Raw genomic sequence first — 26,881 nt, forward strand, 5'->3', positions numbered from 1 at the left:
ATTTTTTTATAGGATAAATCACATTTATGATTCGCGATCAGCAAACCCAGACCCTTCTTGAAGAGGGCGTCCGCCGCTTCGTCAACGAAGTACTTGTTCCCGCCGAAAACGAAGTTGCTGAAACCGACGAGATCCCTCAGAAAATACGCGAACAGATGAAAGAGCTTGGCCTGTTTGGCCTTGCGTTGCCCGAGGAATATGACGGCCTGGGTTTGACCATGGAAGAAGAAGCACGCATCGCCATGGAACTGGGCCGCACGTCGCCCGCATTCCGTTCCTACATTGGCACAAACAACGGTATTGGCTCTTCGGGTATTGTGATTGACGGCACGCCGGAGCAAAAGCAAAAATACCTCCCGCGGCTGGCTTCGGGCGATCTGATCGGCTCTTTTGCACTGACCGAACCGGAGGCCGGATCCGATGCAGGGTCCCTGCGCACCACGGCCGTGCGTGACGGCGATGATTACGTTATCAACGGCACCAAGCGCTTTATTACCAATGCCCCGCATGCAGGCATCTTTACCGTGATGGCGCGCACCAGTCCCGAAGTCAAAGGCGCATCTGGCATTTCCGCGTTCATCGTCGAGGCTGGCACTCCCGGCCTGACGCTAGGCAAACGCGACCAGAAAATGGGCCAGAAAGGCGCTCACACCTGTGATGTTATTTTTGACAACTGCCGCGTACCGGCAAGCCAGCTGATTGGCGGCAGGGAAGGCGTCGGATTCAAGACCGCCATGAAGGTATTGGACAAAGGCCGCCTGCATATATCGGCCGTTGCCATTGGCGCGGCCAAACGCATGCTGGCTGACGCATTGAACTTTGCCAAGGACCGCAAGCAGTTCGGGCATCCACTGGTTGATTTTCAATTGATTCAAGGTATGCTTGCCGATAGCAAAACCGATATTTACGCGGCCGAATGCATGTTGCTTGACGCTGCACGCCGACGCGACAACGGTGAAAGTGTATCGGCACTGGCTTCTTGCGTGAAATACTTTGCCACCGAAATGTGCTGTCGCGTTGCCGACAGGGCGGTACAAATACATGGCGGCTCGGGATATATTTCGGAATACGCCATTGAACGCTTTTATCGCGATGTGCGCCTGTTCCGTCTGTACGAGGGTACGTCGCAAATTCAGCAAATCATCATCGCCAAGGATCTGATTAAAGAAGGTAATATCTGATAGATATGACCCTGCGGTAAATTAGTCGGGCATCCAGGCAGCCATATGCAGTTAATCCATATTATTAAAAAACAGGAGACAAACGTGATAAAACCAGGCAAGCCCATGTACACCGCTGCGGTTGCAGCACTGATGGCGTTCGGCATGCAATCGGCTCAGGCCATGTCCGAAGCAGCCAAAAATTTTCCCGACAAGCCAATCACAATCGTGATTGGCTATACGGCCGGGGGTTCAACCGATATTCCCTTCCGCGTGCTGGCAGAGAACCTGACTGGGATTCTGAAGCAGCCGGTGATTGTGGAAAACAAACCCGGGGCCGGCGGCGTGTTGCCAGCCATGCAACTGCATAATAAAAAGCCGGACGGATACACGCTGGCCCAGACGCCAACCCCTGTGTTTCGCCTGCCCTATATCAGCAAGATCGATTGGGATCCAGCCAACGATCTGACGTATGTCATCGGCCTTGCCGGCTATTCATTTGGCCTGGTGGTACCTGCCGACTCCCCCATCAAGTCGATGAAAGAATATATTGACTACGCCAAAAACAACCCGGAGAAACTGACCTATGGTTCGCCGGGCATCATGACAACGCTGCATATCACGATGGAAGCGATTGCGCAGGATGCCGGAGTCAAGCTGGTACATGTTCCCTACAAAGGCAATGCGGAATCGCTCAAGGCAATTATCGGCGGATTCGTCATGTCGGTGGCAGATACGCCCGCGTGGGCGCCGTATGTAGAAAATGGCAAGCTTCGCTTACTGTCGACCTGGGGCGAGAAGCGCAGCAAGAAATTTCCTGATGCCCCTACACTCAAGGAGTCGGGCATTGATCGCGTCCAGCTCTCGCCTTTCGGATTGGCTGTGCCCAAAAAGACAGATCCGGATATTGTGAAAAAACTCCATGACGCGCTCAAGCTAGCCATGGAAAAGCCAAATTTTCGCGAAGCGCTGGAAAAATACGATATGGAACCGCTCTATATGAGCACAGAGCAATATACTGAATTTGCCAAAAAGACCACGGCAGACGAAGGCAAGGTGCTGGAATCTCTTGGATTTCAGAAAAAGTAGGAAATCTGCATAACGACTACTTTTGACCGGCACAAATCCGCGTCCGTGCCGGTCAAAGTAGCCAACGCCCCTATCCAACGACTCTGCCCCACGACCACTTCCCAACGAGCCGGGCAAACGACCACATCCGAACACCGCCTCCCCCGACTGCGTCCGCATCCAAATGCCGGTCCTGCCAGACCAGCCATATATTGCCACTTCATCATCCCGCCACGCACCATTTCCATATCGTTCAAATTTTTTGAATGGTCCCAACAAAACAGATGAAACACATTGACCCTGCGATGCAGCATAATATTAACTATGCAAGTACCACGAGCGATTATGGTATACAAACGAACGATCTTTCCACTGAATATTTTTTTAAAGGGTTTTACTGATATGTCCGCAAATTTTCTGCAGCACTTGAAAAACCGCCGTACCATTTACGCGCTGGATCGCGATGTCAAATTGGGCAATGACGAACTTGTCGGGCTGATTCAAGACGCCATCAAGCAGGCGCCGTCCTCTTTTAACTCACAGTCTTCACGCGCCGTCATTTTGCTGGGCAAACACCAGGATCGCGTATGGGAGATCGCCAAGGAGTCGCTCAAGGCCATCGTCCCGGCCGATGCCTATCCGGCCACTGACGCAAAACTGAGCGGCTTTCAGGCTGCCTATGGCACCGTCCTGTTTTTCGAAGATCAGGATGTCGTGGCCGGACTGCAGAAACAATTTGCGCTTTACGCAGACAACTTCCCTATCTGGTCAGAGCATTCAACCGGTATGGCACAACTGGCCGTCTGGACGGCGCTGGCCGAACACGGCATTGGTGCTTCACTGCAACATTACAATCCATTGATCGACGACAAGGTCAAGGCTGAATGGAATATCCCGGCGAGCTGGAAATTGCGCGCCCAAATGCCTTTTGGCAGCATTGTCAGCCCGGCCGGGGAAAAAGAATATATGGACGACACAGCGCGTTTCCGCGTCTTTGAATAAACCGGTTGGAACGAGCGCAACCAAAACGTAGGGCCGGGCGCAATATTGCGCCTGCCAACACAGGAAAATGAACCGGTAATCGACTCGTGACGATCTCTGTGTTCTGCTGTGCAAAAGCCCGCCAGTCAACACTGTGCGGGCTTTTGCGATTCTTTGGGAATTCAATAGATTTACTTTTTTATTTCATTCGTGACCTCTTATTTTTGACCAATGTTTGTTATCCTTTACGAGTTATATAAAATCTCATAAGGATTAATTCAAATGAAAATAAAAGAGACAACGTATCTTGCGTGCTCAGCCATGATAGCCCTTACCCTGCCCATGGCGGCAAACGCAGCATGGCCTGACAAACCCATCAAGGTTATCGTTCCCTACACGCCAGGCGGCGCTACCGACACTGTTACCCGGGTCGTGATGCAAAAACTGTCTGAAAAACTCAAGCAACCTATCGTCATTGAAAACAAACCCGGCGCCAACAGTACCATCGGCACCGCCCAAGCCGCGCGCTCCAAGCCGGACGGTTATACATTCGTCACTGTGCTGGCAGCCTATTCCGCCAACCCGCACCTGTACAAACTCAATTACAGCAACGATGATTTCGCCCCGGTTTCCCATATCGCCGATCTGCCTCTGTTTCTGTTTGTCAGCAAGCAGGTGCCCGCTAAAAATGTGAAAGAACTGGTGGAATACGGCAAGAAGAATCATCTGACCTACGCCTCTAGCGGCACGGGCTCCAGCGCCCACCTGACCGGCGCGCATTTTGCCCAGGAAGCCGGGATCGAAATGACGCATGTACCCTATAAGGGAAGCGCGCCCATTCTAGCCGACCTGCTCAGCGGCCAGGTCTCCATGGTTTTTGACCCGATCCTGGTGCCCATGGGCTACGTCAAGGAAGACAAGCTAAATGCGCTGGCGATCACCTCCGCCAAGCGATGGGAGGGCGAAGACGACATCCCCACTATGGAAGAAGCCGGCTTCAAGGGCTTTGTAATGAACTCATGGACGTCATTGATGGCGCCCAAGGGAACCCCGCAGGAAATCGTGGATCGCGTCTCCAGCGAGCTTGCCCAGATCGTGCAGGACCCGGACGTCAAAAGCAAGTTCAAAAACGCCGGTTTTGTGCCGGTCGGGGGTTCTGCGGCCGAGCTGGGTGAACTGATCAAGCGCGATTCGGCCCTGTACGAAAAAATCATTAAGGACAATAATATTACCGTGCAATAACGTCGCAATCTGCCCGCTACACTGCCACAGCAACCCGGTTTCCCACCGAATGGGCAGCCGGGTTTTTCATTCCGAAGGCAGGCCATCGCCCGGGCATAAGGCGTCTTCGAGCTAATGGGACCATACTCAATCAACGGATCGCTCATTTATTAGGGTAAACCCGGGCTTGTCGCTGTTGGCTATATGATTATCATATGTGTGTCGACATACGTTTTTGCAGGAGAGATCAGCCCTGCTGACGCCGACGGAGCAACCACCCCGGAAACTCTCAGGCAAAAGGACTGCAATAAACGCGACGCTCTGGAGAGAGGCGCATGCGCCCACCGAAGGGGAACCAGGTTCACAAAACCCGGTGAAACTCTCAGGTACCGTGACAGATGGGGTATGCAGATCATGTGATTTGCATCACCGCTATCGGAGACGTTCATGTCACGTGTCGCCATCATCGGCGCCGGCATCGCCGGCATCACCACCGCTTACACACTTGCCAAACTCGGCTATTCGGTCACTGTCGTAGACAAAAACCGGGACCCGGCCATGGAAACCTCGTTTGCCAACGGCGGGCAGTTGTCCGCAAGCAATGCCGAAGTCTGGAACAGCACGGCCACTATCCTGAAAGGCCTGCGCTGGATCGGCAAGCGCAACGCACCCCTGCTGCTAAACCCGTCCTTCAGCTGGCACAAATACAGCTGGCTTGCAGCATTTGTCCGCAATATTCCCAACCACAAGACCAATACCATCGAAACCACCCGTCTCGCCATCGAAGCGCGTCGTCACCTCTATGCCATGGCCGAGCAGGAAAATATCGATTTTGACCTGGAACGCCGTGGCATATTGCATATCTACTACGACAAGGACAGTTTCGAAAAAGCGGTGAAAACCAACGCATTATTGCAGGAAGGCGGATTGGAGCGCTATGCCGTCACGCGCGATGAAGCCCGAACCATTGAACCGACGCTCACCACAAACTTCTTCGCAGGACTATACACGCCGTCGGATGCCACTGGCGACATTCACAAGTTCACCAATGGGTTGGCCGCCGCATGCCGTCGGTTGGGCGTGCAGTTTGCCATGGATACCTCGGTCACCCGGATTGCGAGCGACCGGCAACATCACCAAATTTATTATCAGCGCTATGACAATGGCGAATCAGGTTATCTGGAAACGGACAATCTCGTTGTCTGCGCGGGCACAGGCAGTCGGGCCATTGCCCGCATGCTGGGCGATTCCATGAACGTATATCCGGTAAAAGGTTACTCCATCAGCGTCCACCTTGATGACGCAGCCAGTCTGGCCGCCGCACCACGAGTCAGCCTGCTTGATGAAGACGCCAAAATTGTCACCAGCTTTTTGGGCGACAGGTTCCGGGTGGCCGGCACCGCAGAATTCAATGGTTTTAACAAGGACATACGCGCCGATCGGGTTCAACCGCTAATTGACTGGACCCGTCGCCTGTTCCCCGAGATCTCCACGCGGCGCGTCGTGCCATGGTGCGGCCTGCGCCCGATGATGCCCGATATGATGCCGCGTGTGTGCCGCGGACGCAAAGCGGGCGTGTTCTATAACACCGGGCACGGACACCTGGGATGGACGCTGTCTGCCATCACCGCACAGATGCTGGGCGAGCTGGTGCAAACGTCAGCGCACCCCAACATGAGGGATAGGCCTTTTGCCTCAGGTGATTGCGGAGTTGCTTAAAAAATTCCCCAAAACCCATATCAGTATGGAAACGGCCGGCACACCCCAGTTGTCGAATTTTCTACAACAGGATCTTTTGGACGTAGTCCTGACCACCGGCCGGATTGAGGATAATGAACTGGATAGCGAGGTGCTGATAAGCAGCTCTGCCGTATGTGTACTGCTGCTGGAGCATCGCCTGAAGCAAGCGGATCGCATCAATCTTGAGACCATCCAAAGTCAGAAAATCATATCACTGAGCGACTCCGATGAGCTCACGCAGAAGATAAAGCACTTTCTGCATTCCCATCATATTTCTCATGATTTTATTATTGAGACACCATCGTCTATTACCGTTTTCGCACTGGTTGATGCGTCTGCATCCCATGAAAACATCAGTCACCGGCGTTCGCAATACATTAAAAATCGGGCGGCACCCAACAGGTGTCCGCCCGATTCGACACATAACGATGATGCCGCTTAGCGCAATTTAATCTATCGACACATTCGACGTTTTAATGACTTCGGCCCACTTTTGGGTTTCGCTTTGAATGAATTTGGCGAAATCCTCGGGAGATCCGCCGGCAGACTGCCCGCCTGTACTTTCAAAGGCTTTCTGAACTTCCGGTTTTTTCAGGATATTGTTGAACGCTGTATTCAGTTTGCTGATAATGGGTTCTGGTGTGCCCGCAGGCGCAATTACACCCTGCCAGTTATAAGATTCAAAGCCCTCCAGACCCGCTTCCTGCATGGTAGGAACATCGGGCAGCAACGGCAGGCGCTTGGCGCTGGTGACCGCCAGCGGATGCACTTTTTTGGACTGAATTGCCGGCATGGCGGCGTAGCCCATTTCAAACATCATATCGATATGGCCTGCCATCAGGTCGCTGGCGGCCGGCGCGCCGCCCTTGTACGGAACATGAGTCAGTTCAATCTTTGCATCTGATGCGAAAAGTTCGCCGGACAGATGGTGAGCGCCGCCAACACCGGACGAACCAAAGGTCAGCTTACCGGGCTCTTTTTCGGCCAGTGCAATCAGGTCTGCCACGTTTTTAACGTCCAATTTGTTGCTGGCACTCAAAATGAGCGGACTTTCTTCAATAAGAATCACCGGCGCCAGATCTTTGGCGACATCATATTTGACATTCTTGGGCATGAGTGTGGGGTTGACCGAAAGCGGCGCCAGGTTGCCACTGCCAATCGTATAGCCGTCGGGCTTGGCGCGAGCGATATAGTCTGTGCCAATGACGCCGCCCGCCCCGGCCTTGTTCTCAACCACAACGTTGGCTTTGAGCTCTTTGCCCAGCTCTTCGGCCAGCAGGCGCATGCGGGTATCGGCAAAGCCGCCTGCCGCATAAGGCACCACAAATGTAATGGGTTTGGCAGGCCAGTTGTCCTGCGCCACGGCGGCCAGCGGCAGCAGCATGGCCGGGCTGGCGGCCAGGATCGTACTGATGGTCAGTTTCTTGACGATTTTCATTGTATTTCCTTAAACGAGATCACTGATTAATTTCATAATTTGCAAAGACGCCTTGCGCCCTCTTCCAAAGTGGCATCATCCTTTGAGAACGACAGGCGAATGACGCCCAGATCAGTCCCATCGGAATAAAACGCCGAAACAGGGATGGTTGCCACGCCGAACTCTTCGATCAGTTTGCGTACCAGTTGCACGTCGGACAAATAGCTAAAATGATTGAATTTGGCGAGCATGAAAAAGCTGCCCTTGCTGGGAAGCAATTCAAATTTGGAATTCTTGAGCGCATGGGCCAGCAAATCGCGCTTCTCCTGATAAATCGTAGCCAGGTTCAGGTAATGATTCGGCGTCTCCATCATGGCCGCCAGCGCATGCTGCATGGGCGTATCTGCGCAATACATAAGGAACTGGTGGATCTTGCGTATTTCAGTCATGATTGCTGCAGGTGCAACACAATAGCCGACGCGCCAGCCCGTTACATGAAATGTTTTGCCGAATGAGGTAACCACAACAGCGCGTTCGCGCAATTGATCATAGCGGGACATGCTGCGATGAATATCTTGATCAAACACCACATGCTCGTACACTTCATCGGACAGGATAATGATATTGGTGCCGGCCACGATATCCTGCAGTGCCGCGATATCGGCATCGGACAAAATGGCGCCGCTTGGGTTGTGTGGCGAATTGATGATGATCATGCGCGTGCGATCGTTCACGGCGTCGCGCACCGCATCCCAGTCAATCCCGTAGGCTGGCGGCAGCAGCTTGATGCCCACCGGCACGGCCGATTGCAATTGCACGATTGGCGCATAGCTATCGAAACAGGGTTCGAAATAAATCACTTCATCGCCGGCATGCACGAGCGCTGCAATGGCGCAATATAGCGCCTGGCTGGCACTGCCCATGACCGTCACTTCATTGAGTTCGTCATAACTATGGCCATACAGCAGCTGGATTTTTTCAGCAATCTTGCTGCGCAATGACGCAATACCGATCATGGGAGAATACTGATTGTGTCCTTCGGACATGGCGTTGATGGCATGATCGATCAACTCGGGTGCACATGGGAAATTGGGAGCGCCCTGCGCCAGATTAATGGTCTGGTGACGGTCGGCGAGATTGCCGATGACGCTGAAAACAGTGGTGCCCACATCGGGCAGCTTGGAACGGATCTGCATGATCGTTACCTGATAAACAAAATGAAAAAAACCGGCCACCGGGCCGGTTGCGCTTGATGCGCAGTCGACTTACTTGGCGACCCAATCGGCGTTGAAGTATTTTTGGGTAAGTTTGCTTATCGTACCATCTTTCTTGAGCGCTTCGATCGCCCCGTCAAGACGCTTTTTAAGTTCAGCGTCACCCTTGCGTATGCCGAAACCGGTGCCCACGCCCAATACCGAGGTATCATCAAGCGCAGCGCCAGTGACTTCGAAATCCTTGCCTTGGGGTTTTTCCAGGAAGGCCGTCACGGCACTTGGTGTTTTCTGCACGGCGGCCTGAATGCGATTGCTTTGCAAGTCTTGATAGATCTGATCTTGCGAGGCGTACGAAACAATTTTCACACCCTTTGACGCCCAGTGTTTCTTCACAAAGGCTTCTTGCGCCGATCCCTGCAATACCCCGACAACAGTGGATTTGAGACTTTGCGGCGTGGCCTGCAGGCCCGATCCTTTTTTGGCAATGAGTTGACTGGGAACATCGTAGATCGGCACGGTAAAATCTATGACTCGCTGACGCGGCTCAGTAATATTCATGGCCGAATTGATGTAATGGAATTTACGTGCGTTCAGGGCGGGAATGAGGCCATCAAAACTGGTCTCTACCCATTCGCATTTGACCTGGAGCTTGGCACAAACCGCATCATTGAGTTCCACGTCAAATCCGACCAGCTTGCCGTCTGGCGTTTTGCTTTCAAATGGCGGATACAGTGCCTCAACCCCGACTTTAAGCACTTCCTGAGCCAATACAGGGGCGCCTAGCACGCTGACACTAAGTAGGCCTGCTGCAACAAGGGTTTTGATGTTCATAAGCCTGGACCTTAAAAATGAGAAAACCTCTGATAAACAGAGGTTTTCAACAAGGATGTCGCGCACCCGGACCACCGTTGGCGGCAGCAGGGTACGCACTTGTCGTTGCGCTAATTGCGCTGGTTATTGCACCTGTTGTTGCGCCAGGCGGCTGCCTGTGGCATTGCCTGCGCGCCAAATTGGAAAAACCAGCCTCTGGCGCAAAAGCTTACGCTTAGTTTTTGGATTGATCAACCAGTTTGTTTTTGGCGATCCATGGCATCATGGCACGCAGTTTTTCGCCGACCACTTCAATATCGGATTCGGCATTGATGCGACGACGTGATGTCAGTGTAGGCGCACCTGCAGCGTTTTCGATGATGAAGCTTTTTGCGTATTCACCGGTTTGAATGTCTTTGAGGACTTCGCGCATGACCTGTTTGGTTTCATCTGTCACAATGCGCGGACCAGTCACATACTCGCCATACTCTGCGTTGTTGGAGATGGAGTAGTTCATGTTGGCGATACCGCCTTCGTAGATCAGGTCAACAATGAGTTTGAGTTCGTGCAGGCATTCAAAGTACGCCATTTCAGGCGCGTAACCGGCGTCTACCAGTGTCTCGAAACCGGCCTTGATCAGCTCAACGGCGCCACCGCAAAGTACAGCCTGTTCGCCGAACAGATCGGTTTCGGTTTCTTCACGGAAGTTGGTTTCAATGATACCGGCGCGGCCGCTGCCAATGGCGCTGGCATAAGACAGTGCGACATCCCGGGCGGCACCGGATTTATCCTGGTGCACAGCGATCAGGGATGGTACGCCGCCGCCCTGTGAGTAGGTGCCGCGAACGGTGTGGCCGGGCGCTTTGGGCGCGATCATGATGACGTCGATGTCGTCACGAGGCACAACCTGGCCATAATGCACGTTAAAGCCGTGGGCGAAAGCCAGGGCCGCGCCGGCCTTGATGTTGGCGTGGACGTGTTCTTTGTATACCTGAGCGATGTTTTCATCGGGCAACAGGATCATGACCAGATCGGCGGTTTTGACGGCATCGGCCACTTCAGCCACTTTCAGACCAGCATTGGCTGCCTTGCTCCAGGATGCGCCGTTTTTGCGCAGGCCGACGGTTACATTCACGCCGGATTCGTGCAGATTCAGTGCGTGGGCATGACCCTGGGAGCCATAACCGATAATGGCAACGTTTTTGCCTTTGATCAGGGACAGGTCACAATCTTTGTCGTAAAAAACTTTCATTTAAAGCCTCAAGAATTTAGTTGAATTTGTTTGAATGTCTGCTTACCGCGCTAACACCAGTTACATCACCCGCAGGATACGTTCGCCGCGTCCGATACCGGACACACCGGTACGAACGGTTTCCAGGATTGCAGTGCGATCCAGCGCAGACAGAAACGCCTGGATTTTTTCCTGCACACCCGTCAGTTCAATTGTGTAGGATTTATCGGTCACGTCCACAATGTGTCCGCGGAAGATGTCGGCCAGGCGCTTGATTTCTTCGCGCTCCTTGCCCACCGCACGAACCTTGACCAGCATGAGTTCACGCTCGACATGAGCCCCTTCGGTCAGATCGACTACTTTAACCACATCGACCAGCCGGTTCAAGTGTTTCGTGATTTGTTCGATAACATCGTCAGAACCCGCAGTCATGATCGTCAGGCGCGACAGCGTCGCGTCTTCGGTTGGCGCAACAGTGAGCGTTTCAATGTTGTAGCCCCTGGCCGAGAACAGGCCCACCACGCGGGAGAGCGCACCGGGTTCATTTTCCAGCAGGATGGAGATAATGTGTTTCATGGTTTCCCCTTACAAGTCTTCTGAACCCAGCAGCATTTCGGTCAGGCCTTTGCCTGCCTTGACCATTGGCCAGACATTTTCGGTCCGGTCAGTGATGAAGTCCAGGAAGACCAGACGGTCTTTGTGCTTGCCGAAAGCTTCCTTGATGGCCGGCTCGACATCTGCCGGCTTATCAATTTGAAGACCGATATGTCCATAGCTTTCGACCAGTTTGACAAAGTCGGGGATCGAGTCCATGTACGATTCGGAGTAGCGCGACTGATAGTCGATTTCCTGCCATTGCCGCACCATGCCCAGATAGCGGTTATTCAGGCACAGCACTTTAGGCGTGAAGTGATACTGCGTGCAGGTGGCCAACTCCTGGATATTCATCTGGATCGACGCCTCGCCGGTCACGACGGCAATTTGCGCATCGGGATGCGCCATTTGCACGCCCATGGCGTAAGGCAGGCCAACGCCCATGGTGCCCAGGCCGCCCGAGTTGATCCAGCGTCGGGGATGGTTGAAGCGGTAATACTGCGCCGCCCACATCTGGTGCTGACCCACGTCAGAGGTTACAAAGGCATTGCCTTCGGTGACCTTGCACAGGGTTTCGATAACAAATTGCGGCTTGATCAGCTCACTGTCGCGAGCGTATTTCAGACAGTCGCGGCCGCGCCAGTCGTTGATTTGCTTCCACCAGGCCTGCAATGAACGGCTGCTTTTTTGCTCGGCCAGCGCATCTGCAAGTAGCGGATTCATTTCCTGCAGCACTTCCCTGACGTTGCCCACAATGGGGATGTCGACCTTGACCCGCTTGGAAATGGACGATGGATCAATATCAATATGAACGATCTTGCGCTGCGCCTGGGCAAAGTGCTTGGTATTGCCGATGACCCGATCATCAAAGCGCGCGCCCACGGCAATCAGCACATCGCAGTTTTGCATGGTCATATTGGCTTCATAGGTACCGTGCATACCCGGCATGCCAAGATACTGATCGGAATCCGGGTTTTGCGCGCCCAGCGCCATGAGTGTCGTGGTAACCGGGGCGCCGCTGAGCCGCACCAGTTGGCGCAGTTCTTCTGAAGCGTCGGACAGGATGACCCCGCCGCCGGCGTAAATCATGGGACGCTCGGCGTTGGCCAGCAACTGGGCAGCCTTCTTGATTTGCCCCAGATGGCCCTTGGCCACCGGCGCATAGGATCGCATCTTGATTTCAGACTTGGGGGGCGCATATTTGCACGCGGTCATGGAGATATCCTTGGGGATATCGACCAGGACCGGGCCCGGGCGGCCGGTGCGGGCAATGTAGAATGCCTTGCGCATGGTATCGGCCAGGTCCTTGACGTCACGAACCAGGAAATTGTGTTTCACGCAGGGTCGGGTAATACCGACTGTGTCGCATTCCTGGAAGGCATCCTCGCCAATCGCCTTGGTGGGCACCTGACCACTGATGATGACTAGCGGGATGGAGTCCATATAGGCAGTGGCGATACCGGTGACCGCATTGGTCAGGCCCGGGCCGCTGGTGACCAGACACACGCCCACTTTATTGGAGGAGCGTGAATAGGCATCGGCAGCATGCACCGCAGCCTGCTCATGTCGAACCAGAATATGCTTGAAATCTTTCTGTTTGTAGATTGCGTCGTAAATGTAGAGCACCGCGCCACCAGGATAACCGAAAACGTGCTCGACGCCCTCTTCGGCCAGGCAGCGCACGACGATATCGGCGCCATTGAGTTCCATGTTATTTCCTTTCATAACCAGCATTCCCGCGTTGATTGGTCCTGCGACCAGGGCTTCGGCGGGATCCGACAACATCTGCAGCGCTTTGTTCCTCACGGAGGAACGCCACCTGCAGACATTGATGTACCAGCCTGGCCATCAATCTGGGTCTGCGCGCACACAGGGTGCGGGAGAGTTCGAAATGGAGACGTTTATTCACGCTTTTGGCACGAATAACCGCTATTGTTCGTTAAGTTAGGCGCACTGCAATTGAAGCGGATAGCTAAAACAGGGTGTCCGTCAATACCGCGGACGGATTGCCCGCAGATATAGTGCTCAAATGTACCGCATTGCAACACCAAACGCAATCAGGAACATTCATTATGCACAAAATTGTTGGCAGCCAACGGTACAATAGAGTTCTTTGTTGTGTCATGTCTTTGGTACTGCCGTCATCCAATGGCCGTCAACAATCAAGACTCCCGTCTTTTCACTGGTTTGGTGTATGGATATTCGCGCGGAAAATTTCGTCAAATTCTTCTATAGTTCCAATTTTTTTCATGGAACGCGCCAGGCTACGGGGGTGCTGCTACCGGTACTGGTGATGGCAGGGTTTTTCAACGAGCCCATGATAGGCGTGGCACTGGCCACCGGGGCCCTGTGTCCGGCCATTATCGATCAGGTAGGCGGCACCAAACGATCACGTCTGAATGAAATGCTGGGCGGCATCGTACTGGGCCAGCTCTCGGGATTGATTACCGGGCTGGCAAGCCCCTATCCCGCCCTGCTGTGGCTAGCGGTGTCAGCTCAGGTTTTCTTCTATTCGATGTTGTCGGTCTATGGCCGGCGCGGCGGCCTGATCGGATTTGGCTGCCTGCTGCAGATGATGTTGTCCATGCACACCCCCGTGTCGGTTGACGAGGCGCTCACGCACACGAGTTACACCGCGATGGGCGGGGTTTTCTACATACTGTACAGCACATCCATCAGCCACTTGTTCAAGCTGCGCGAAGAAAGGCAGACCCTGTCTGCCGCTCTGTACGCCACGGCAGCTTACGTGAGCACGCGCGCCGATTTCTACGATACGCACAAAAACCTGGACGACAGCTACCGGCGCCTGATCCCGCAAATGGTCGCAATGACAGAGCAGCACCAAAGCGCGCGCGATGTGGTGCTGCGCAATCTGCCTCGCGACAACGACGCGAGCGACCAGCAGCGCATTTTGCTGTGGAACGTGTTTATCGACATGATAGCCCTGCTCGATACCATGGTGGCATCGCAAACTGACTACGCCACCTTGCGCGCGCGCTTTCAGGACCACGATATTCTGCTGTTCATGCGCGATACCCTGTTCAAGATCAGTCGCACCCTGAACCGGACAGCCTTCAGCCTGGCACGCAATAAGCCGGTGGATTACCGCAACAGCGTCAAGGCCGAGTTGCGGGCCATGGAGTATGAGCTGCTGCAACTCAAACAGGATGGCATCCAGCGTACCGAGCCGGAAACTTATTTGCTGCTGGTGCAAATCGTACGTCGCCTGCGCAATGCCAGCCGGTTTGTCGATCGCATTGCAGATAATCTGCGTGGCACGCGCCTGGAGCCGGTCAACAGGCTCAAGCGCGATCATTCGCTGCGCCGTTTCATTACGCCGCAGGCCATCACGCTTGCGCCGCTCAAGCGCAACCTGAACCTGAACTCGTCTATTTTCCGCTATGCCTTGCGCACCACATTCGTGGTCACTCTGGTATTGCTGATTTCCACGGTCGTCAGCCTGGTGTATGGGCATTCGGCAATCGTGCGTGCATTTACCTCGCACAGTTACTGGATCATCCTGACGGTACTCATTATTATGCGCCCGGGGTTCGCACTGACGCGCCAACGCACGATTGGCCGCCTGGCCGGTACGCTGGCCGGGTGCCTGATTACGATTGCACTGTTCAATCTGACCAGCAATCCGTTTATTCTTATTGCAATCATGATTCCGGCGATGGTGCTGGGCAATGCCTTTGTGCTAACTAACTATCCGCTCAGCTCGCTGCTGATGACGATCTATATCCTGATCGCCTTCCACTTCCTGAGTCCCGGCAATTTACTGATTATTGGCGAACGAGCGCTGGATACGCTGGCCGGTTGTGCACTGGCATTTGCCTGCGGGTCGATTCTGCCCTGGTGGGAAAAGCAGCGCATTATGCCTCTGGCGCAGGACGCCATCGTGGCGGCGCATGAGTACATTCTGGCCGTGCAGGCCTACATCAGCTCCGTGCACGCCGACCCGGAACAGAAAGTCTCATCGGCCGATAATGAGCGCTATGTACACGCGCAACTGTCTCGCAAAAACATGCACACGGCCTTCGGCGCCTTTGCCGATAGTTTCTACAGGATGATGAACGAACCCAAATCGAAACAGATCCATATCAAGGAGCTAAACACGATTTTGGTGCAAACCGACGCCGTGGCCAGTCAGATCACTGCCATTGCGCCTGTCCTGGCTGGCCTGGACAAAATTCCGCCCAATATGCAGCAGACGATTACCAACGTATCGGACTTGCTGGACAAGGACGCCAAAGCCATCACGGAAGCGCCATCGCAGATTGAAACCGAGGGTCAGTACGGCAGCGTCGTATTTCCCTTGAAACAGATGCAGCAGGCGGCGCTGCGCATCCGCCAGCAGGCGACCAATATCGGCTTAATGTAAAAGTAAAAGCGCATCGTACTCGGCTGATATCGCGTGGTAACCTGCTGCAATCGCATCGTACCGGGCAGAAAAAAATGTACCCGGCCGGCATCAGGCCGTCAATCCGAAGGCCGGCCTGCGTGCATCAAAGGCACAAAGCGCATCGTCAATGCATCATCGTTTTTCGTGAATGACTGCGCGCCTGGTACGCCGCTGCGATCCCGCCATGGCAGCACGCCGCCTGGCTCCATGAGTAGATAAAATGAATGGCCGGCTACTCAAAGAGCTGTTCATCCACATTAAGGGCGCCAGGCCAGAAATAAAGAATCGCCGACAGTAGCTGAATCGCAATCATAATACCCCAGCCGGTCAGATGCGCTACGGCAGGGTAATGACCGTCAGTGGCTGGCCAGAAATCCAGCACGAACCCGACGCCAACCTGCATGGAAAAGATGCTGATGAAAAAAATCATATTGAAGGCAGTCGTTACGCGGCCAACAACCTTGCGTGGAAATACCTCGGCCAGCAAGGCGTAGGCAAGAATACAACAAGCGGCAAAAAAACCGTAGGCCCCCCAGATCAACGCCGGCGAGACCGGCACCCGGAGCAGAATCAGCAATTGTAAAATCACGAACAGCGCCATTCCCAGTCCGCAAAAGGCGCGCAAACCCAGACCGTAGCGCTCGATACGACGCGCCACCAGACCGGTGATGACCGTACCGGCCACCATGGTCAACCCCAACATGGACACCAGGCTGTCGGCCTGGCGCGCCGCCAATCCAGAGACGTCAATCAAATACGGCTTGACCCAAAGCGACTGGGCCGCATAGAAGGCGCCGCCCACCGCACACGGGAAAGGCACAACGCGCCAGAACACCGTGTTCTTCAAGATAATGCGCAGGCCATGGATCTGCTTTGACATTGACTCATGCGAGCCCTGTCGCGGCTTCGTTTCAGGAACCAGCAACCAGATGACTGCCGCTACGGCAACGGTGAACACGGCCATACCTACGCTGATTTCCCGCCAGGTATATTGCGTTAGCAATACCGCCAGCGGTGTGCCCACCACCACGCCGCCCAGGCCGCCTAACGCCACCATCAGGCCATTGAGTAGCGGCCAGCGCGAAGACGGAAAGTTCTGGGCGATCGCCAGAAAACCCGCGCCAAGGCAGACCGATACACCCACGCCAATCATGATGCGGGCGATGATCAGCCCCTGCATGCTGTACGAGATGCCGTATAGCACAGTCCCGGCAGCAGCCACCATCAACAGCGCGGCATCGGTGCGGCGCGCGCCATAGCGATCCAGCGCCAGCCCGGCCGGCAACTGGGCCAGGGCAAAACCGATAAAGTAAAAACTGGTGAGCAGACCCAGGTCACTGGCTGTCAGATTCATCTCGCGCGACAGAAACGGCGCAAAGCCAATATTGAGGCCACGATACACATAGGACAGAAAGTATCCCAGTGCAAAAAGAGCAAAAATCCTTATTGCTGCCTGTCGGCTCATTGTCTTCTCCGGAAGACCAATTTGTCCTCCGAGGATTCCTGTTCCGCAAAGGCATAGCCCTCGAGGTTGAATTTCTTCAGGGCTGCGGGGGTTTTTGCTTTGGTTTGGATCGCAAAACGCGCCATCAGACCCCGCGCGCGTTTAGCATTGAAACTGATGATTTTGTAGACACCGTTTTTGTAGTCCTGAAAGACACACTGGACAACACGGGCATCCAGCGCTTTGAGATCGACCGCCTTGAAATACTCTTCGGATGCCAGATTGATGATAATTCGCGAGGTCTCATCGTTGAGCCGCTCGTTCAGGTATTGGGCGATTTCCGAACCCCAGAATTCGTACAGGTTTTTGCCGCGGCCGGTTTCCAGGCGCGTGCCCATCTCCAGGCGATACGGCTGCATCAGGTCCATCGGACGCAAAACACCATACAGGCCACTGAGAATGGCCACATGCTGCTGGGCCCATGTCAGCTGTGACTCTGTAAGGGATGCTGCGTCCAGCCCTTCGTAAACATCGCCATTGAAAGCCAGTACGGCCTGACGGGCGTTTGTCTGATCGAACTTGGGTTTCCACTCGGCGTAGCGTTTGACATTCAGTTCGGACAAGGCCGGGCTCAGCTTCATAAGACCGGCAATATCGTCGGCGCTCTTGGTTTTGAGCACCTTGATCAATTCTGCAGACCGCTTGAGAAACAACGGCTGCGTGTGCGTATTGGTAGAAACCAGAGAGTCGTAATCGAGTTTTTTAGCAGGAGAAAGCAGCAAAAGCATGACAGCCAACCTTGAATGAAATGTTTGATGAATCAGCAAAAAAAACGCCGCTACGTCAAAGGCCCGGAACGTCGTCAATACAGTATGCAGGATCTGTCAGGTTTGTCGACTTCGATGAGTCCGGCAAGACCTGACTCTGGCGCTCAGGCAGGCGGCGTCAAGTGCGTCAGCCCCCCCATGTACGGACGCAATGCCTGAGGAATCTCAATGCTACCGTCGGCCTGCTGGTAATTCTCGATAAGTGCGACCAGCGTTCTTCCCACGGCCAGGCCCGAGCCATTGAGCGTATGCAGATATTCGGTTTTACCCTGCTCGTTGCGGAAACGCGCCTGCAGGCGTCGCGCCTGGAAGGCCTCGCAATTGGAAACAGAGGAAATTTCCCGCCAGGTGTTCTGTGCCGGAATCCAGACTTCCAGGTCGTAAGTCTTGGCAGCGCCAAAGCCCATGTCGCCGGTACACAATTGCATCACGCGATAAGGCAGCTCCAGCAACTGCAGTACTTTCTCGGCGTGCCCGACCATCTGCTCCAGCGCATCGTAGGACGTATCAGGATGAACAATCTGAACCATTTCCACTTTGTCGAACTGGTGCTGCCGGATCATGCCGCGGGTATCGCGACCCCCGCTACCCGCTTCGGAACGAAAACAGGGGGTATGGGCCGTCAGGCGCAGGGGCAGGCTGGCGCCAGGCACAATTTCGTTCTTGACCGTGGCTGTTAGCGTGATTTCCGATGTAGAGATCAGATACAGATCTTCTTTTTCAATGCTCTTGCCCTGGTGATCGGTCTGGGGCTCGTCTTCGCCCCCTTTGGTCACCCAGAACATATCCTCCTTGAACTTAGGCAACTGCCCGGTGCCAAGCAGCGTCGAGCTGTTAACAATATAGGGGGTATAGCACTCCGTATAGCCATGCGTACCCGTATGCAGATCCAGCATAAACTGGGCCAGCGCCCGGTGCAGCCGCGCCATGCCACCGCGCATAAAGGAAAAGCGGGCGCCGGTTAGCTTAACAGCCGTATCAAACTCCAGGCCAAGTCGCTCGCCCACGGTGACATGATCCTGTGTCTCAAAACTTTTGGCGGCAGGTTCACTTTGGTCTGTCACATATCCCACCTGGCCGCCGAGCCAGCGACGGACCTCGACATTATCATCACTGTCTTTGCCATCGGGCACAGAGCTGTGCGGCAGGTTCGGAATCGTCATGAGCCAGCCGTCCAGTTCGCTGCGGATACCGGCCAGGTCTTCTTCCAGCGCCTTGAGTTTGGCGGGAATTGCCTGGGATTCGGCCATGATGGCACTGGCATCTTCTCCCCGCGATTTGAGCTGTCCGATTTGCTTGGCCAGCGCGTTGCGCTGCGCCTGCAGGGTTTCGGTCTGGATTTGCACCTCTTTGCGCCGGGTTTCTAGCTGATTGAAGCGCGCTTCGTCAAAATCGACGTTGCGGCGCTTGAGCGCAGCGATGACAAGGGGGAGCTCTTTTCGCAGTAAAACAGGATCTAACATAATTTTTTTCTGGTGACGTGTGGGAGAAGTATCGGGTAATCATTATATACAGCTATGCGCAGCCGGTGTGGTTGCGAGCCGCACAATGCAGGCCGTGATTAAAAAAACAGGCGATCTTGCCGACCCGTTGCGAGGTGGCGCGCCATCCTATCGGTCGTATCCGACTATTGGGTGAAATCCTCTTCGTTGCTGCCAGCCTGGCGCAACCCAGATGCGCGAGCGCGGCGTTGCGGTTAGCGCTTTTGATTTTTCCGCGCCTCGCGATCCAGCGAACGCAGATAATTGAGCTTTTCCGTGATTTTCGTTTCCAGCCCCTGCTGCACCGGACGATACCAGCCTGGTTCTCGCATGCCGTCGGGCAGATAGGTCTCGCCGGCGGCATAGGCATCAGACTCATCATGCGCATACCGATACTCATGCCCGTATCCCAGTTCTTTCATCAGCTTTGTAGGCGCATTGCGCAAATGAACCGGAACTTCGCGCGACTTGTCCTGCTTGACGAACGCGCGTGCCTGGTTATAGGCGTTGTAGCCTGCGTTGCTCTTGGCCGCAACAGAAAGATAGATGACCGCCTGCGCCAGCGCCAGCTCCCCCTCGGGAGACCCCAGACGCTCAAAGGTGGCAGCCGCTTCATTGGCCATCTGCATGGCGCGTGGGTCGGCCAGGCCGATATCTTCCCAGGCCATGCGCACAATACGGCGGGCCAGGTATTTCGGATCGGCGCCACCATCGAGCATACGGGTGAACCAGTAAAGCGCGGCATCGGGGTGAGAGCCCCGCACCGATTTGTGCAACGCCGAGATCTGGTCATAGAAGCTATCGCCGCCCTTATCAAAACGACGTAGATTCAGCGTAAGCGCATTTTGCATGAATTCGGGCGTGATCTGCGTCACCTGTGCCGCTGCGGCTGCCGTACTGGTTTGTTCGAGCAAGTTCAGAAAGCGCCTGGCATCGCCGTCGGCGTAGCCCGTCAGGACCGCGACGGCGTTGTCATCAAACTCCAGGTCAATGGCGCCATTGTCTTTGGCGCGTACAAGCAACTGGCCCAATTCTTCGTCGGACAGCGAGGTGAGCACGTAAACCTGGGCGCGCGATAACAGCGCCGAATTGACTTCAAAGGAGGGATTTTCGGTGGTTGCGCCAATAAAGGTGAACAGCCCGCTTTCCACATACGGCAGGAATGCGTCCTGTTGCGCCTTGTTAAAGCGATGTACCTCGTCCACAAAAAGAATGGTTTTGCGTCCTTGCGCCTGGGCCACCTGCGCTTTGACAACCGCATCGCGAATGTCCTTGACGCCGCCGAGCACGGCAGAGATGGCAATAAATTGCGCGTCAAAACCGTCAGCCATCAGGCGTGCCAGCGTGGTTTTGCCCACGCCGGGCGGACCCCAGAAAATCATGGAGTGCGGGCGGCGCGCTTCAAACGCCACACGCAAGGGCTTGTCCGGACCGAGCAAATGCGACTGTCCGATGACTTCGTCGATATTACGCGGACGTAGTCTTTCGGCAAGCGGCGCATTTTTGTCTGCACCAACGCCATTGAACAGATCGCTATCGGAAAATTCACTCATCACTATATTGGATTCCAGAACTGCTGCGCACGTCGAGATACCGCGGTATTGTGCAAAAAGGGCCGTCGCAACGGCCCCTTAAGCAGTACTGCGGCAAGGGCAAAGGGCCCTTTGATAGCCTACATTTTAACGGTATCTACACCCTCGGGGGCCTTGAACTGATAGGCGCTGGCCGGAATGTTCACATTGCTCTTGAAATTGCGCAGTTTGATGGACGTGGTCTGGCCAAAGGAGTCCAGAATGATCAGCTCGGCAGGCAGATTATTGGCAAAGCCGATATCCACATGCGCCAGGCCGGCGTCTGCAACTTTGGGCGTGGCGCGCATCCACACCATTCCCTGTTTGTCTGGCAAGGCAGATAACTTGAACGAATCATCCAGCGTGCCGGAGCCGAACAGAATGGCCGCCGGCGAGGCGCCAACCGCTTTGCTCACCGGACGTTCCGTGACCTGGCGCAGATCTGGGTCATATTGATAAACGGTTTCCCCGTCGGAAATCACGCTTTGCGCATACGGCTTGACAACGCTCCAGTTGAATTTGCCCGGACGTTCGAAAGAAAATGTACCGGTCTGGGCCGCCCGGCTCTTGCCCTTGCCACCGGACGTTTTTTGCGCGAATTCGCCGCTGGCCGACTTGACCTGCGCCACAAAATCTTTCAGTTGTTGCCGGGCGTCTGTCTGCTGCGTGTTGTTGACCTGCGGGATTTGCTCGAATGTCACGCCTTCAAGTGTCGTGGACAAGCCGGCATCCGGATTCATCATATCGGGGTTCACTTTAATGTCCTGTGCCAGCGTCGGGACGGGGGCGATCGCAACCATCGACAGGCAAACTGCAAGTAACGTTTTTTTCATGAATGAACTCCTGTTGTTGTACCTTCCGGCAGTCGGGCGATGCCCTATGAATACCACCGGAAACATGACCTGTTTTACCATTAACAGGGCAAGAAAGGATGTAACCGAATCGTAAATTCGATTGCCCCGCTGTAATTTAAGTGTCGGTGCAAATATTTACGGCATCCGGTAAGGATGCCGTAAACCGGGCTTTTTTTGACCGCCGATTGCAATTGCTCGCAGGGTCGCTGCTGGCCTTGGCAGGTCTTTGCATTCCTTGCACGCCGATGTTAAGCGTCAGGTTCTTCCTGGCCGGCAGGAACCAGAATTTCCCGGTTGCCATTAGACTGCATGGTAGACACAATACCGGACTGCTCCATTTGTTCCAGTAGCCGCGCCGCACGGTTGTAGCCGATACGCAAGTGTCTCTGAACCGACGAAATGGACGCCCGGCGGTTTTTCAGCACCACCGCCACAGCCTGGTCATACAGCGGATCCGACTCGTTATCGGTAAATCCCGTCACACTGCCTACGCCATCGCCCGTCTCACCGGCCACGCCGCCTTCAAGCAGGCCATCGATATAATCGGGCTCGCCCTGCTCTTTAAGATAATCCACCACGCGATGCACTTCATCATCGTCCACGAACGCGCCGTGTACGCGATTGGGCAGGCCGGTGCCGGGCGGCTGATACAGCATATCGCCCTGGCCCAGCAAGGCCTCGGCCCCCATCTGATCAAGAATCGTGCGCGAGTCAATTTTGGAAGACACCTGAAAGGCGATACGGGTGGGAATATTGGCCTTGATCAGGCCGGTAATCACGTCCACGCTGGGCCGCTGTGTCGCCAGTATCAGGTGGATGCCAGCAGCTCGGGCCTTTTGTGCCAGACGAGCGATGAGTTCTTCGATTTTCTTGCCTACCACCATCATCAGATCGGCCAGCTCGTCAATCACGACCACGATCATAGGCAGCGTTTTCAGGGGTTCCGGCTCTTCGGGCGTCAAGGAGAACGGATTGGGAATGGATTCGCCCTTCTTGGCGGCCTCACGGATTTTGCCGTTATAGCCACTGATATTGCGCACCCCCATCTTGCTCATCAGCTTATAGCGTTTTTCCATCTCGCCCACGCACCAGTTCAGCGCATTGGCCGCCTGACGCATGTCGGTAACCACAGGCGCCAGCAGATGCGGGATGCCTTCGTAAATGCTCATTTCCAGCATTTTCGGATCGATCAGAATAAGGCGGACCTGAGAGGCGTCTGCCTTGTATAGCAGCGAAATAATCATCGCGTTGATACCGACCGACTTGCCCGATCCGGTCGTACCTGCAACCAGCAAGTGAGGCATTTTGGCCAAATCCGCGACCACCGGGTTGCCGGCGATATCCTTGCCCAGTGCCATGGTCAGCGACGAGCCGTTGTCATGATAGGTCTTGGAACCGATGATTTCCGACAGTCGCACCATTTGCCGACGAGGATTGGGCAACTCCAGTCCCATCAGGTTTTTACCCACGATGGTTTCGACTACACGAATGCTGACCAGACTGAGCGCACGCGCCAGATCCTTGGACAGATTGACGATCTGGCTGCCCTTGACGCCGGTAGCCGGCTCAATTTCATAACGGGTAATGACCGGACCGGCCTGCGCAGTAACGACCGTGACCTGTACGCCGAAGTCGCGCAACTTTTTCTCGATCAGCCGCGAGGTGTACTCGATGGTTTCCGGCGACACCGATTCAATATTCTCACCCGGCGGATCCAGCAGTTCCAATGCAGGCAGCTCGCCGCTGGCATTTTTCGGCGGCTCAAAAAGCGTTCGCTGCTTTTCTTTGATGACCCGCTCAGAAGTGGGGAAAACCGTGATCTGGGGCTCGATGCGCACAGAGGTTTCATGTACCAGTTGTTCTTTTTGCACGACCACCTGCTCTTCGCGCGCAACCTGGGCAATTTCACCGACTTTGCGATCCTGCCTGGCAGTTTTCAGATTGATAATGGCAGTCAGCATTCGCTGTATGCCCGATCCGATTTTTTCTGCGAGCGAGAGCCAGGAAAAATCCAGAAACAGGCCAAGCCCCAGCACAACCATGAAAAACAAAACAAGCACCGCCCCTGGCACACCTATCGCAGTGGAAAACAACCCACTGATATATTGCCCCAGTACGCCGCCGGCCCCGCCGGGCAATTGTGCTCCGATATGCGCCAGCTGGCTGGCTTCGAACCCCAGCGAACCAATAAAGACTAGCGCAAAACCGACGCCCTGCTCCCAGTGTACGCGCGGCAGCGTGGCTTCAGAATTGGCGACAATGCGGCTCATGAGCAGTTTGTAGCCGACCCACATGCGCTTGACGCACAGGGCCACGAACCACCAGGCGGACAAGCCGAACAGATATAGCAAAATATCGGACACGTACGCACCCACTGCACCCAGGCGGTTATGAATCACAGTGGATGACGACGTGCTGACCCAACCGGGATCATTCGGATGCCAGGTAAAGAGCATCACCGACAAGGCAGCGGCCAGCGCAGCATACAGAACCCATTTGGCTTCCGTGAACATGGCAGCCAGGCGACTGGGCTCGGCATTCTGTGCGTTGCGCGCATTCCTGGCGGACGATCGAGAGCCGGTGTTGCGTGTATTTCGGGCGGAACGAGTGGGAGTGGGAGTTGAAGTGCGTGCCATAACTATAAATTCGGTCAATAAAGCATTATAGCTTACTGATATTAAATGTTATTTATATTCTAGCGGACGAATACGCATTGATTGTGAATCCGCCGTAAGCTGTTGTTTTCACAGGATACAGCCCCATTTAATTTATGTTAATGAATTAGTGAGAAGATTGCCGCTGCGCGATCTGGCGCTCTCATGGCTGGGGGTGGGTTACTGCTACTCCTCATGCCAGTGCTGGTGCTGGTGTTGGTGCCGGTGCCGGTACGAGACTGGGGGCCGGCCAGGCAGAGCCGGGGCTGACACACGCTTTTTTCGGCCTGCTGACAAAACCGTGGTGCGCCCGGGGTTTTGGGTAGCGCCACGCAGCGATCCATTATAATTGTCGATTGGATTTTTAGGATAAGACACCATGGCTGACAAAACCAAACACGCAAAAGTGCTGATTCTGGGTGCCGGGCCGGCAGGCTATACCGCCGCGGTCTATGGCGCCCGCGCAAACCTGAAACCGGTACTGGTTACCGGCATGGAACAGGGAGGCCAGCTGATGACCACCACTGACGTGGACAACTGGCCAGCCGACGCACAGGGCGTGCAAGGTCCCGACCTGATGCAGCGCTTTCTGGAACACGCAACGCGTTTCAACACCGATATCATCCAGGAGCATATCAAAGAAGCCGATCTGTCGAGCCGTCCGTTCCGACTGGTTTCGGAATCAGGCACCACGTTCACCTGCGACGCGCTTATTATTGCCACCGGTTCCTCGGCAAAATATCTGGGCCTGCCGTCCGAAACGGCATTTATGGGCAAAGGCGTGTCGGCCTGCGCCACCTGCGATGGTTTCTTCTACCGTAACCAGGATGTCATCGTGGTCGGCGGCGGCAACACCGCAGTCGAAGAAGCGCTGTATCTGTCCAACATCTGCCGTCATGTAACACTAGTGCATCGGCGCGACACCTTCCGCGCCGAGCCCATTTTGGTCGACAAGCTGATGGACAAGGTCAACGGCGGCACCATGTCATTGAAACTGTTCAATACCCTGGATGAAGTGCTGGGTGACCAGAGCGGTGTCACCGGCGCCAGATTGCGTCATGTGGACGGACATCTGGAAGAGCTGGCCGTCACCGGCGTGTTCATTGCCATTGGCCATCACCCGAACACCACGCTGTTCGAGGGTCAGCTGGAACTGGAAAATGGCTATATCGTGACCCAGGGGGGCCGGGGCGGTCTGGCCACCATGACTTCGGTCCCGGGCGTATTTGCCGCGGGTGATGTGCAGGACCATGTTTACCGCCAGGCGATTACCAGCGCCGGTACCGGTTGCATGGCGGCACTGGATGTCCAACGCTGGCTCGAAAGCCAGCCCGAGTAAAAACAGGAAAGGCCCGTTCCGTGAGGGATGCGGGCCACAATCGTTATGGTTACTACCATCAAAGGCAAGCTCGAAGACCTGCGTCAGTTGAAAAAGGCCAAAGCGCGTGAGGAAAACCGTCAGGCCAAGGCACAGCAGGCTGCACAAGCGCGCAAAAAAACGGCAGTAGACACGACATCTGCCGTTTTTACCCCGGAAGATATTGCACTGTTTAGGCAGACGGTCAAATCCGTAACGCCATTACCCGCTGCCAATCGCTATGAGCGACAGGCGCTCAACTTCGGCAACAATGAGTATTTTCGCGCGAAACGACGTCAGGCCGAAGGCGCGCCTGCGTTGGAACCGCATAAACCTGCCCGTCCTGCCCGAGAGACCCCCGCAAAAAGAGCGATGCCTGCGCCCGGCAAAAGTCGGCAACAGAAGGACCTGCCCGAGGGCGCCTATGTACAACGGTCTGACAGTGTTGACTTGATCAAGAAACTCCTGGCAGGACAATGGCCGGTTGCTGCCACATTGGACCTGCATGGCGCCAATTCTACTCAGGCAGCCGAACGCTTTGACCGGTTTATTCACTCCTGCCTGGAACACCGCGTCCGTTGCATTTGCATTGTGCATGGAAAAGGCTATGGCTCAGCGCAAGGAACGGCGGTGCTACGGGACCAAGTGCTGGCCTGGCTCAAAAATATGGATGCCGTCATGGCTTTTGCGCCAGCGCCCGACAACATGGGCGGCGCCGGCGCCCAGATTGTTCTGCTTAAGGTAGCCGAAAACGCATGATGCGCTGCTCAGGCAATGTGAAGCGCTGCGTGAGTGCGGTTATATGAGCGCTGCTGACACAATCCTTGCAACTCATGCAGACAAAAAAAAGAA

At 54.9% G+C, this 26,881-nt stretch carries 21 protein-coding genes and 1 riboswitch; of the genes, 9 read left to right on the forward strand and 12 right to left on the reverse strand.

Annotated elements, in window-relative coordinates; all coding sequences use genetic code 11:
* Positions 1–26: 26 nt before the first annotated feature.
* From CAP48_RS15530 to CAP48_RS15555, 6 genes are all read left to right on the forward strand, one after another.
* Positions 27–1,181, forward strand: a complete 1,155-nt coding sequence (locus CAP48_RS15530) for an acyl-CoA dehydrogenase family protein (protein WP_100698297.1) — start codon at positions 27–29, stop codon at positions 1,179–1,181.
* Positions 1,182–1,286: 105 nt separating this feature from the next.
* A complete protein-coding gene (locus CAP48_RS15535) occupies positions 1,287–2,249 on the forward strand; it encodes a tripartite tricarboxylate transporter substrate binding protein (protein ID WP_100698691.1) in 963 nt (320 codons plus the stop codon).
* A 381-nt stretch (positions 2,250–2,630) separates the two neighbouring features.
* Positions 2,631–3,230 carry a nitroreductase family protein gene (locus CAP48_RS15540; RefSeq protein ID WP_100698692.1) on the forward strand — a complete coding sequence of 200 codons (600 nt, stop codon included), beginning with the start codon at positions 2,631–2,633 and terminating at the stop codon, positions 3,228–3,230.
* A 261-nt stretch (positions 3,231–3,491) separates the two neighbouring features.
* Complete coding sequence (locus CAP48_RS15545) at positions 3,492–4,451, forward strand: tripartite tricarboxylate transporter substrate binding protein (protein WP_100698299.1); 960 nt, start codon at positions 3,492–3,494, stop codon at positions 4,449–4,451.
* Positions 4,452–4,658: 207 nt separating this feature from the next.
* Positions 4,659–4,745, forward strand: a riboswitch (glycine riboswitch).
* A gap of 132 nt (positions 4,746–4,877) precedes the next feature.
* Positions 4,878–6,149: a D-amino acid dehydrogenase gene (locus CAP48_RS15550; protein ID WP_100698301.1), complete on the forward strand. Its 1,272-nt coding sequence runs from the start codon at positions 4,878–4,880 to the stop codon at positions 6,147–6,149.
* The gene (locus CAP48_RS15555; protein ID WP_161495278.1) at positions 6,142–6,612 is read left to right on the forward strand and encodes a LysR substrate-binding domain-containing protein; all 471 of its coding nucleotides are present in this window, start codon (positions 6,142–6,144) and stop codon (positions 6,610–6,612) included. The genes CAP48_RS15550 and CAP48_RS15555 overlap by 8 nt, the downstream gene beginning before the upstream one ends.
* Before the next feature lie 6 nt (positions 6,613–6,618).
* Here CAP48_RS15555 and CAP48_RS15560 read toward each other — a convergent pair whose 3' ends face one another.
* From CAP48_RS15560 to CAP48_RS15585, 6 genes are all read right to left on the reverse strand, one after another.
* A complete protein-coding gene (locus tag CAP48_RS15560) occupies positions 6,619–7,608 on the reverse strand; it encodes a tripartite tricarboxylate transporter substrate binding protein (protein ID WP_100698305.1) in 990 nt (329 codons plus the stop codon).
* Between the two features lie 32 nt (positions 7,609–7,640).
* The gene (locus tag CAP48_RS15565) at positions 7,641–8,783 is read right to left on the reverse strand and encodes a methionine aminotransferase (RefSeq protein WP_100698307.1); all 1,143 of its coding nucleotides are present in this window, start codon (positions 8,781–8,783) and stop codon (positions 7,641–7,643) included.
* Positions 8,784–8,852: 69 nt separating this feature from the next.
* Positions 8,853–9,632 carry a transporter substrate-binding domain-containing protein gene (locus tag CAP48_RS15570; protein ID WP_100698309.1) on the reverse strand — a complete coding sequence of 260 codons (780 nt, stop codon included), beginning with the start codon at positions 9,630–9,632 and terminating at the stop codon, positions 8,853–8,855.
* Positions 9,633–9,846: 214 nt separating this feature from the next.
* Positions 9,847–10,863 carry a ketol-acid reductoisomerase gene (ilvC, locus tag CAP48_RS15575; RefSeq protein WP_100698312.1) on the reverse strand — a complete coding sequence of 339 codons (1,017 nt, stop codon included), beginning with the start codon at positions 10,861–10,863 and terminating at the stop codon, positions 9,847–9,849.
* A gap of 60 nt (positions 10,864–10,923) precedes the next feature.
* On the reverse strand, positions 10,924–11,418 hold the full coding sequence (gene ilvN / locus CAP48_RS15580; protein ID WP_100698314.1) for an acetolactate synthase small subunit: 495 nt from the start codon (positions 11,416–11,418) through the stop codon (positions 10,924–10,926).
* 9 nt (positions 11,419–11,427) lie between these two features.
* A complete protein-coding gene (locus CAP48_RS15585) occupies positions 11,428–13,146 on the reverse strand; it encodes an acetolactate synthase 3 catalytic subunit (protein WP_100698693.1) in 1,719 nt (572 codons plus the stop codon).
* A gap of 484 nt (positions 13,147–13,630) precedes the next feature.
* On the opposite strand from CAP48_RS15585, the gene CAP48_RS15590 reads away from it, so the two are divergent.
* Entirely contained in the window at positions 13,631–15,820 is a 2,190-nt protein-coding gene (locus CAP48_RS15590) for an FUSC family membrane protein (RefSeq protein ID WP_100698316.1), read from the forward strand.
* Between the two features lie 253 nt (positions 15,821–16,073).
* Here the strand turns inward: CAP48_RS15590 and CAP48_RS15595 are convergent, their stop codons facing one another.
* From CAP48_RS15595 to CAP48_RS15620, 6 genes are all read right to left on the reverse strand, one after another.
* Entirely contained in the window at positions 16,074–17,306 is a 1,233-nt protein-coding gene (locus CAP48_RS15595) for an MFS transporter (RefSeq protein ID WP_100698318.1), read from the reverse strand.
* The gene (gene yaaA / locus CAP48_RS15600) at positions 17,303–18,073 is read right to left on the reverse strand and encodes a peroxide stress protein YaaA (RefSeq protein ID WP_100698320.1); all 771 of its coding nucleotides are present in this window, start codon (positions 18,071–18,073) and stop codon (positions 17,303–17,305) included. Before yaaA ends, CAP48_RS15595 begins: the two co-directional genes overlap by 4 nt.
* Before the next feature lie 143 nt (positions 18,074–18,216).
* A complete protein-coding gene (gene serS, locus CAP48_RS15605; RefSeq protein WP_100698322.1) occupies positions 18,217–19,575 on the reverse strand; it encodes a serine--tRNA ligase in 1,359 nt (452 codons plus the stop codon).
* 233 nt (positions 19,576–19,808) lie between these two features.
* Positions 19,809–21,146 (reverse strand): replication-associated recombination protein A, encoded by a 1,338-nt coding sequence (locus tag CAP48_RS15610; RefSeq protein WP_100698324.1) that lies wholly within the window; start codon positions 21,144–21,146, stop codon positions 19,809–19,811.
* Positions 21,147–21,265: 119 nt separating this feature from the next.
* Positions 21,266–21,997 (reverse strand): outer membrane lipoprotein chaperone LolA, encoded by a 732-nt coding sequence (lolA, locus tag CAP48_RS15615; protein WP_100698326.1) that lies wholly within the window; start codon positions 21,995–21,997, stop codon positions 21,266–21,268.
* Between the two features lie 269 nt (positions 21,998–22,266).
* The gene (locus tag CAP48_RS15620; RefSeq protein WP_100698329.1) at positions 22,267–24,654 is read right to left on the reverse strand and encodes a DNA translocase FtsK; all 2,388 of its coding nucleotides are present in this window, start codon (positions 24,652–24,654) and stop codon (positions 22,267–22,269) included.
* A gap of 397 nt (positions 24,655–25,051) precedes the next feature.
* On the opposite strand from CAP48_RS15620, the gene trxB reads away from it, so the two are divergent.
* Together trxB and CAP48_RS15630 are read left to right on the forward strand one after the other, a co-directional pair.
* A complete protein-coding gene (gene trxB, locus CAP48_RS15625) occupies positions 25,052–26,011 on the forward strand; it encodes a thioredoxin-disulfide reductase (RefSeq protein ID WP_100698331.1) in 960 nt (319 codons plus the stop codon).
* Positions 26,012–26,056: 45 nt separating this feature from the next.
* On the forward strand, positions 26,057–26,788 hold the full coding sequence (locus CAP48_RS15630) for a Smr/MutS family protein (protein WP_161495279.1): 732 nt from the start codon (positions 26,057–26,059) through the stop codon (positions 26,786–26,788).
* The last annotated feature ends 93 nt before the right edge of the window (positions 26,789–26,881 follow it).

Origin of the sequence: Advenella sp. S44, assembly GCF_002810445.1 — a bacterium.
In the GTDB taxonomy this organism is placed as follows: Bacteria; Pseudomonadota; Gammaproteobacteria; order Burkholderiales; family Burkholderiaceae_B; genus Advenella.

Bases quoted from the DNA above. Each gene is read 5' to 3' on its own strand.
- CAP48_RS15530 (WP_100698297.1), top strand. From the start codon at position 27: ATGATTCGCGATCAGCAAACCCAGACCCTTCTTGAAGAGGGCGTCCGC.
- CAP48_RS15535 (WP_100698691.1), top strand. From the start codon at position 1,287: ATGTACACCGCTGCGGTTGCAGCACTGATGGCGTTCGGCATGCAATCG.
- CAP48_RS15540 (WP_100698692.1), top strand. From the start codon at position 2,631: ATGTCCGCAAATTTTCTGCAGCACTTGAAAAACCGCCGTACCATTTAC.
- CAP48_RS15545 (WP_100698299.1), top strand. From the start codon at position 3,492: ATGAAAATAAAAGAGACAACGTATCTTGCGTGCTCAGCCATGATAGCC.
- CAP48_RS15550 (WP_100698301.1), top strand. From the start codon at position 4,878: ATGTCACGTGTCGCCATCATCGGCGCCGGCATCGCCGGCATCACCACC.
- CAP48_RS15560 (WP_100698305.1), bottom strand. From the start codon at position 7,608: ATGAAAATCGTCAAGAAACTGACCATCAGTACGATCCTGGCCGCCAGC.
- CAP48_RS15565 (WP_100698307.1), bottom strand. From the start codon at position 8,783: ATGCAGATCCGTTCCAAGCTGCCCGATGTGGGCACCACTGTTTTCAGC.
- CAP48_RS15570 (WP_100698309.1), bottom strand. From the start codon at position 9,632: ATGAACATCAAAACCCTTGTTGCAGCAGGCCTACTTAGTGTCAGCGTG.
- ilvC (WP_100698312.1), bottom strand. From the start codon at position 10,863: ATGAAAGTTTTTTACGACAAAGATTGTGACCTGTCCCTGATCAAAGGC.
- ilvN (WP_100698314.1), bottom strand. From the start codon at position 11,418: ATGAAACACATTATCTCCATCCTGCTGGAAAATGAACCCGGTGCGCTC.
- CAP48_RS15585 (WP_100698693.1), bottom strand. From the start codon at position 13,146: ATGGAACTCAATGGCGCCGATATCGTCGTGCGCTGCCTGGCCGAAGAG.
- CAP48_RS15590 (WP_100698316.1), top strand. From the start codon at position 13,631: ATGGATATTCGCGCGGAAAATTTCGTCAAATTCTTCTATAGTTCCAAT.
- CAP48_RS15595 (WP_100698318.1), bottom strand. From the start codon at position 17,306: ATGAGCCGACAGGCAGCAATAAGGATTTTTGCTCTTTTTGCACTGGGA.
- yaaA (WP_100698320.1), bottom strand. From the start codon at position 18,073: ATGCTTTTGCTGCTTTCTCCTGCTAAAAAACTCGATTACGACTCTCTG.
- serS (WP_100698322.1), bottom strand. From the start codon at position 19,575: ATGTTAGATCCTGTTTTACTGCGAAAAGAGCTCCCCCTTGTCATCGCT.
- CAP48_RS15610 (WP_100698324.1), bottom strand. From the start codon at position 21,146: ATGAGTGAATTTTCCGATAGCGATCTGTTCAATGGCGTTGGTGCAGAC.
- lolA (WP_100698326.1), bottom strand. From the start codon at position 21,997: ATGAAAAAAACGTTACTTGCAGTTTGCCTGTCGATGGTTGCGATCGCC.
- CAP48_RS15620 (WP_100698329.1), bottom strand. From the start codon at position 24,654: ATGGCACGCACTTCAACTCCCACTCCCACTCGTTCCGCCCGAAATACA.
- trxB (WP_100698331.1), top strand. From the start codon at position 25,052: ATGGCTGACAAAACCAAACACGCAAAAGTGCTGATTCTGGGTGCCGGG.
- CAP48_RS15630 (WP_161495279.1), top strand. From the start codon at position 26,057: ATGGTTACTACCATCAAAGGCAAGCTCGAAGACCTGCGTCAGTTGAAA.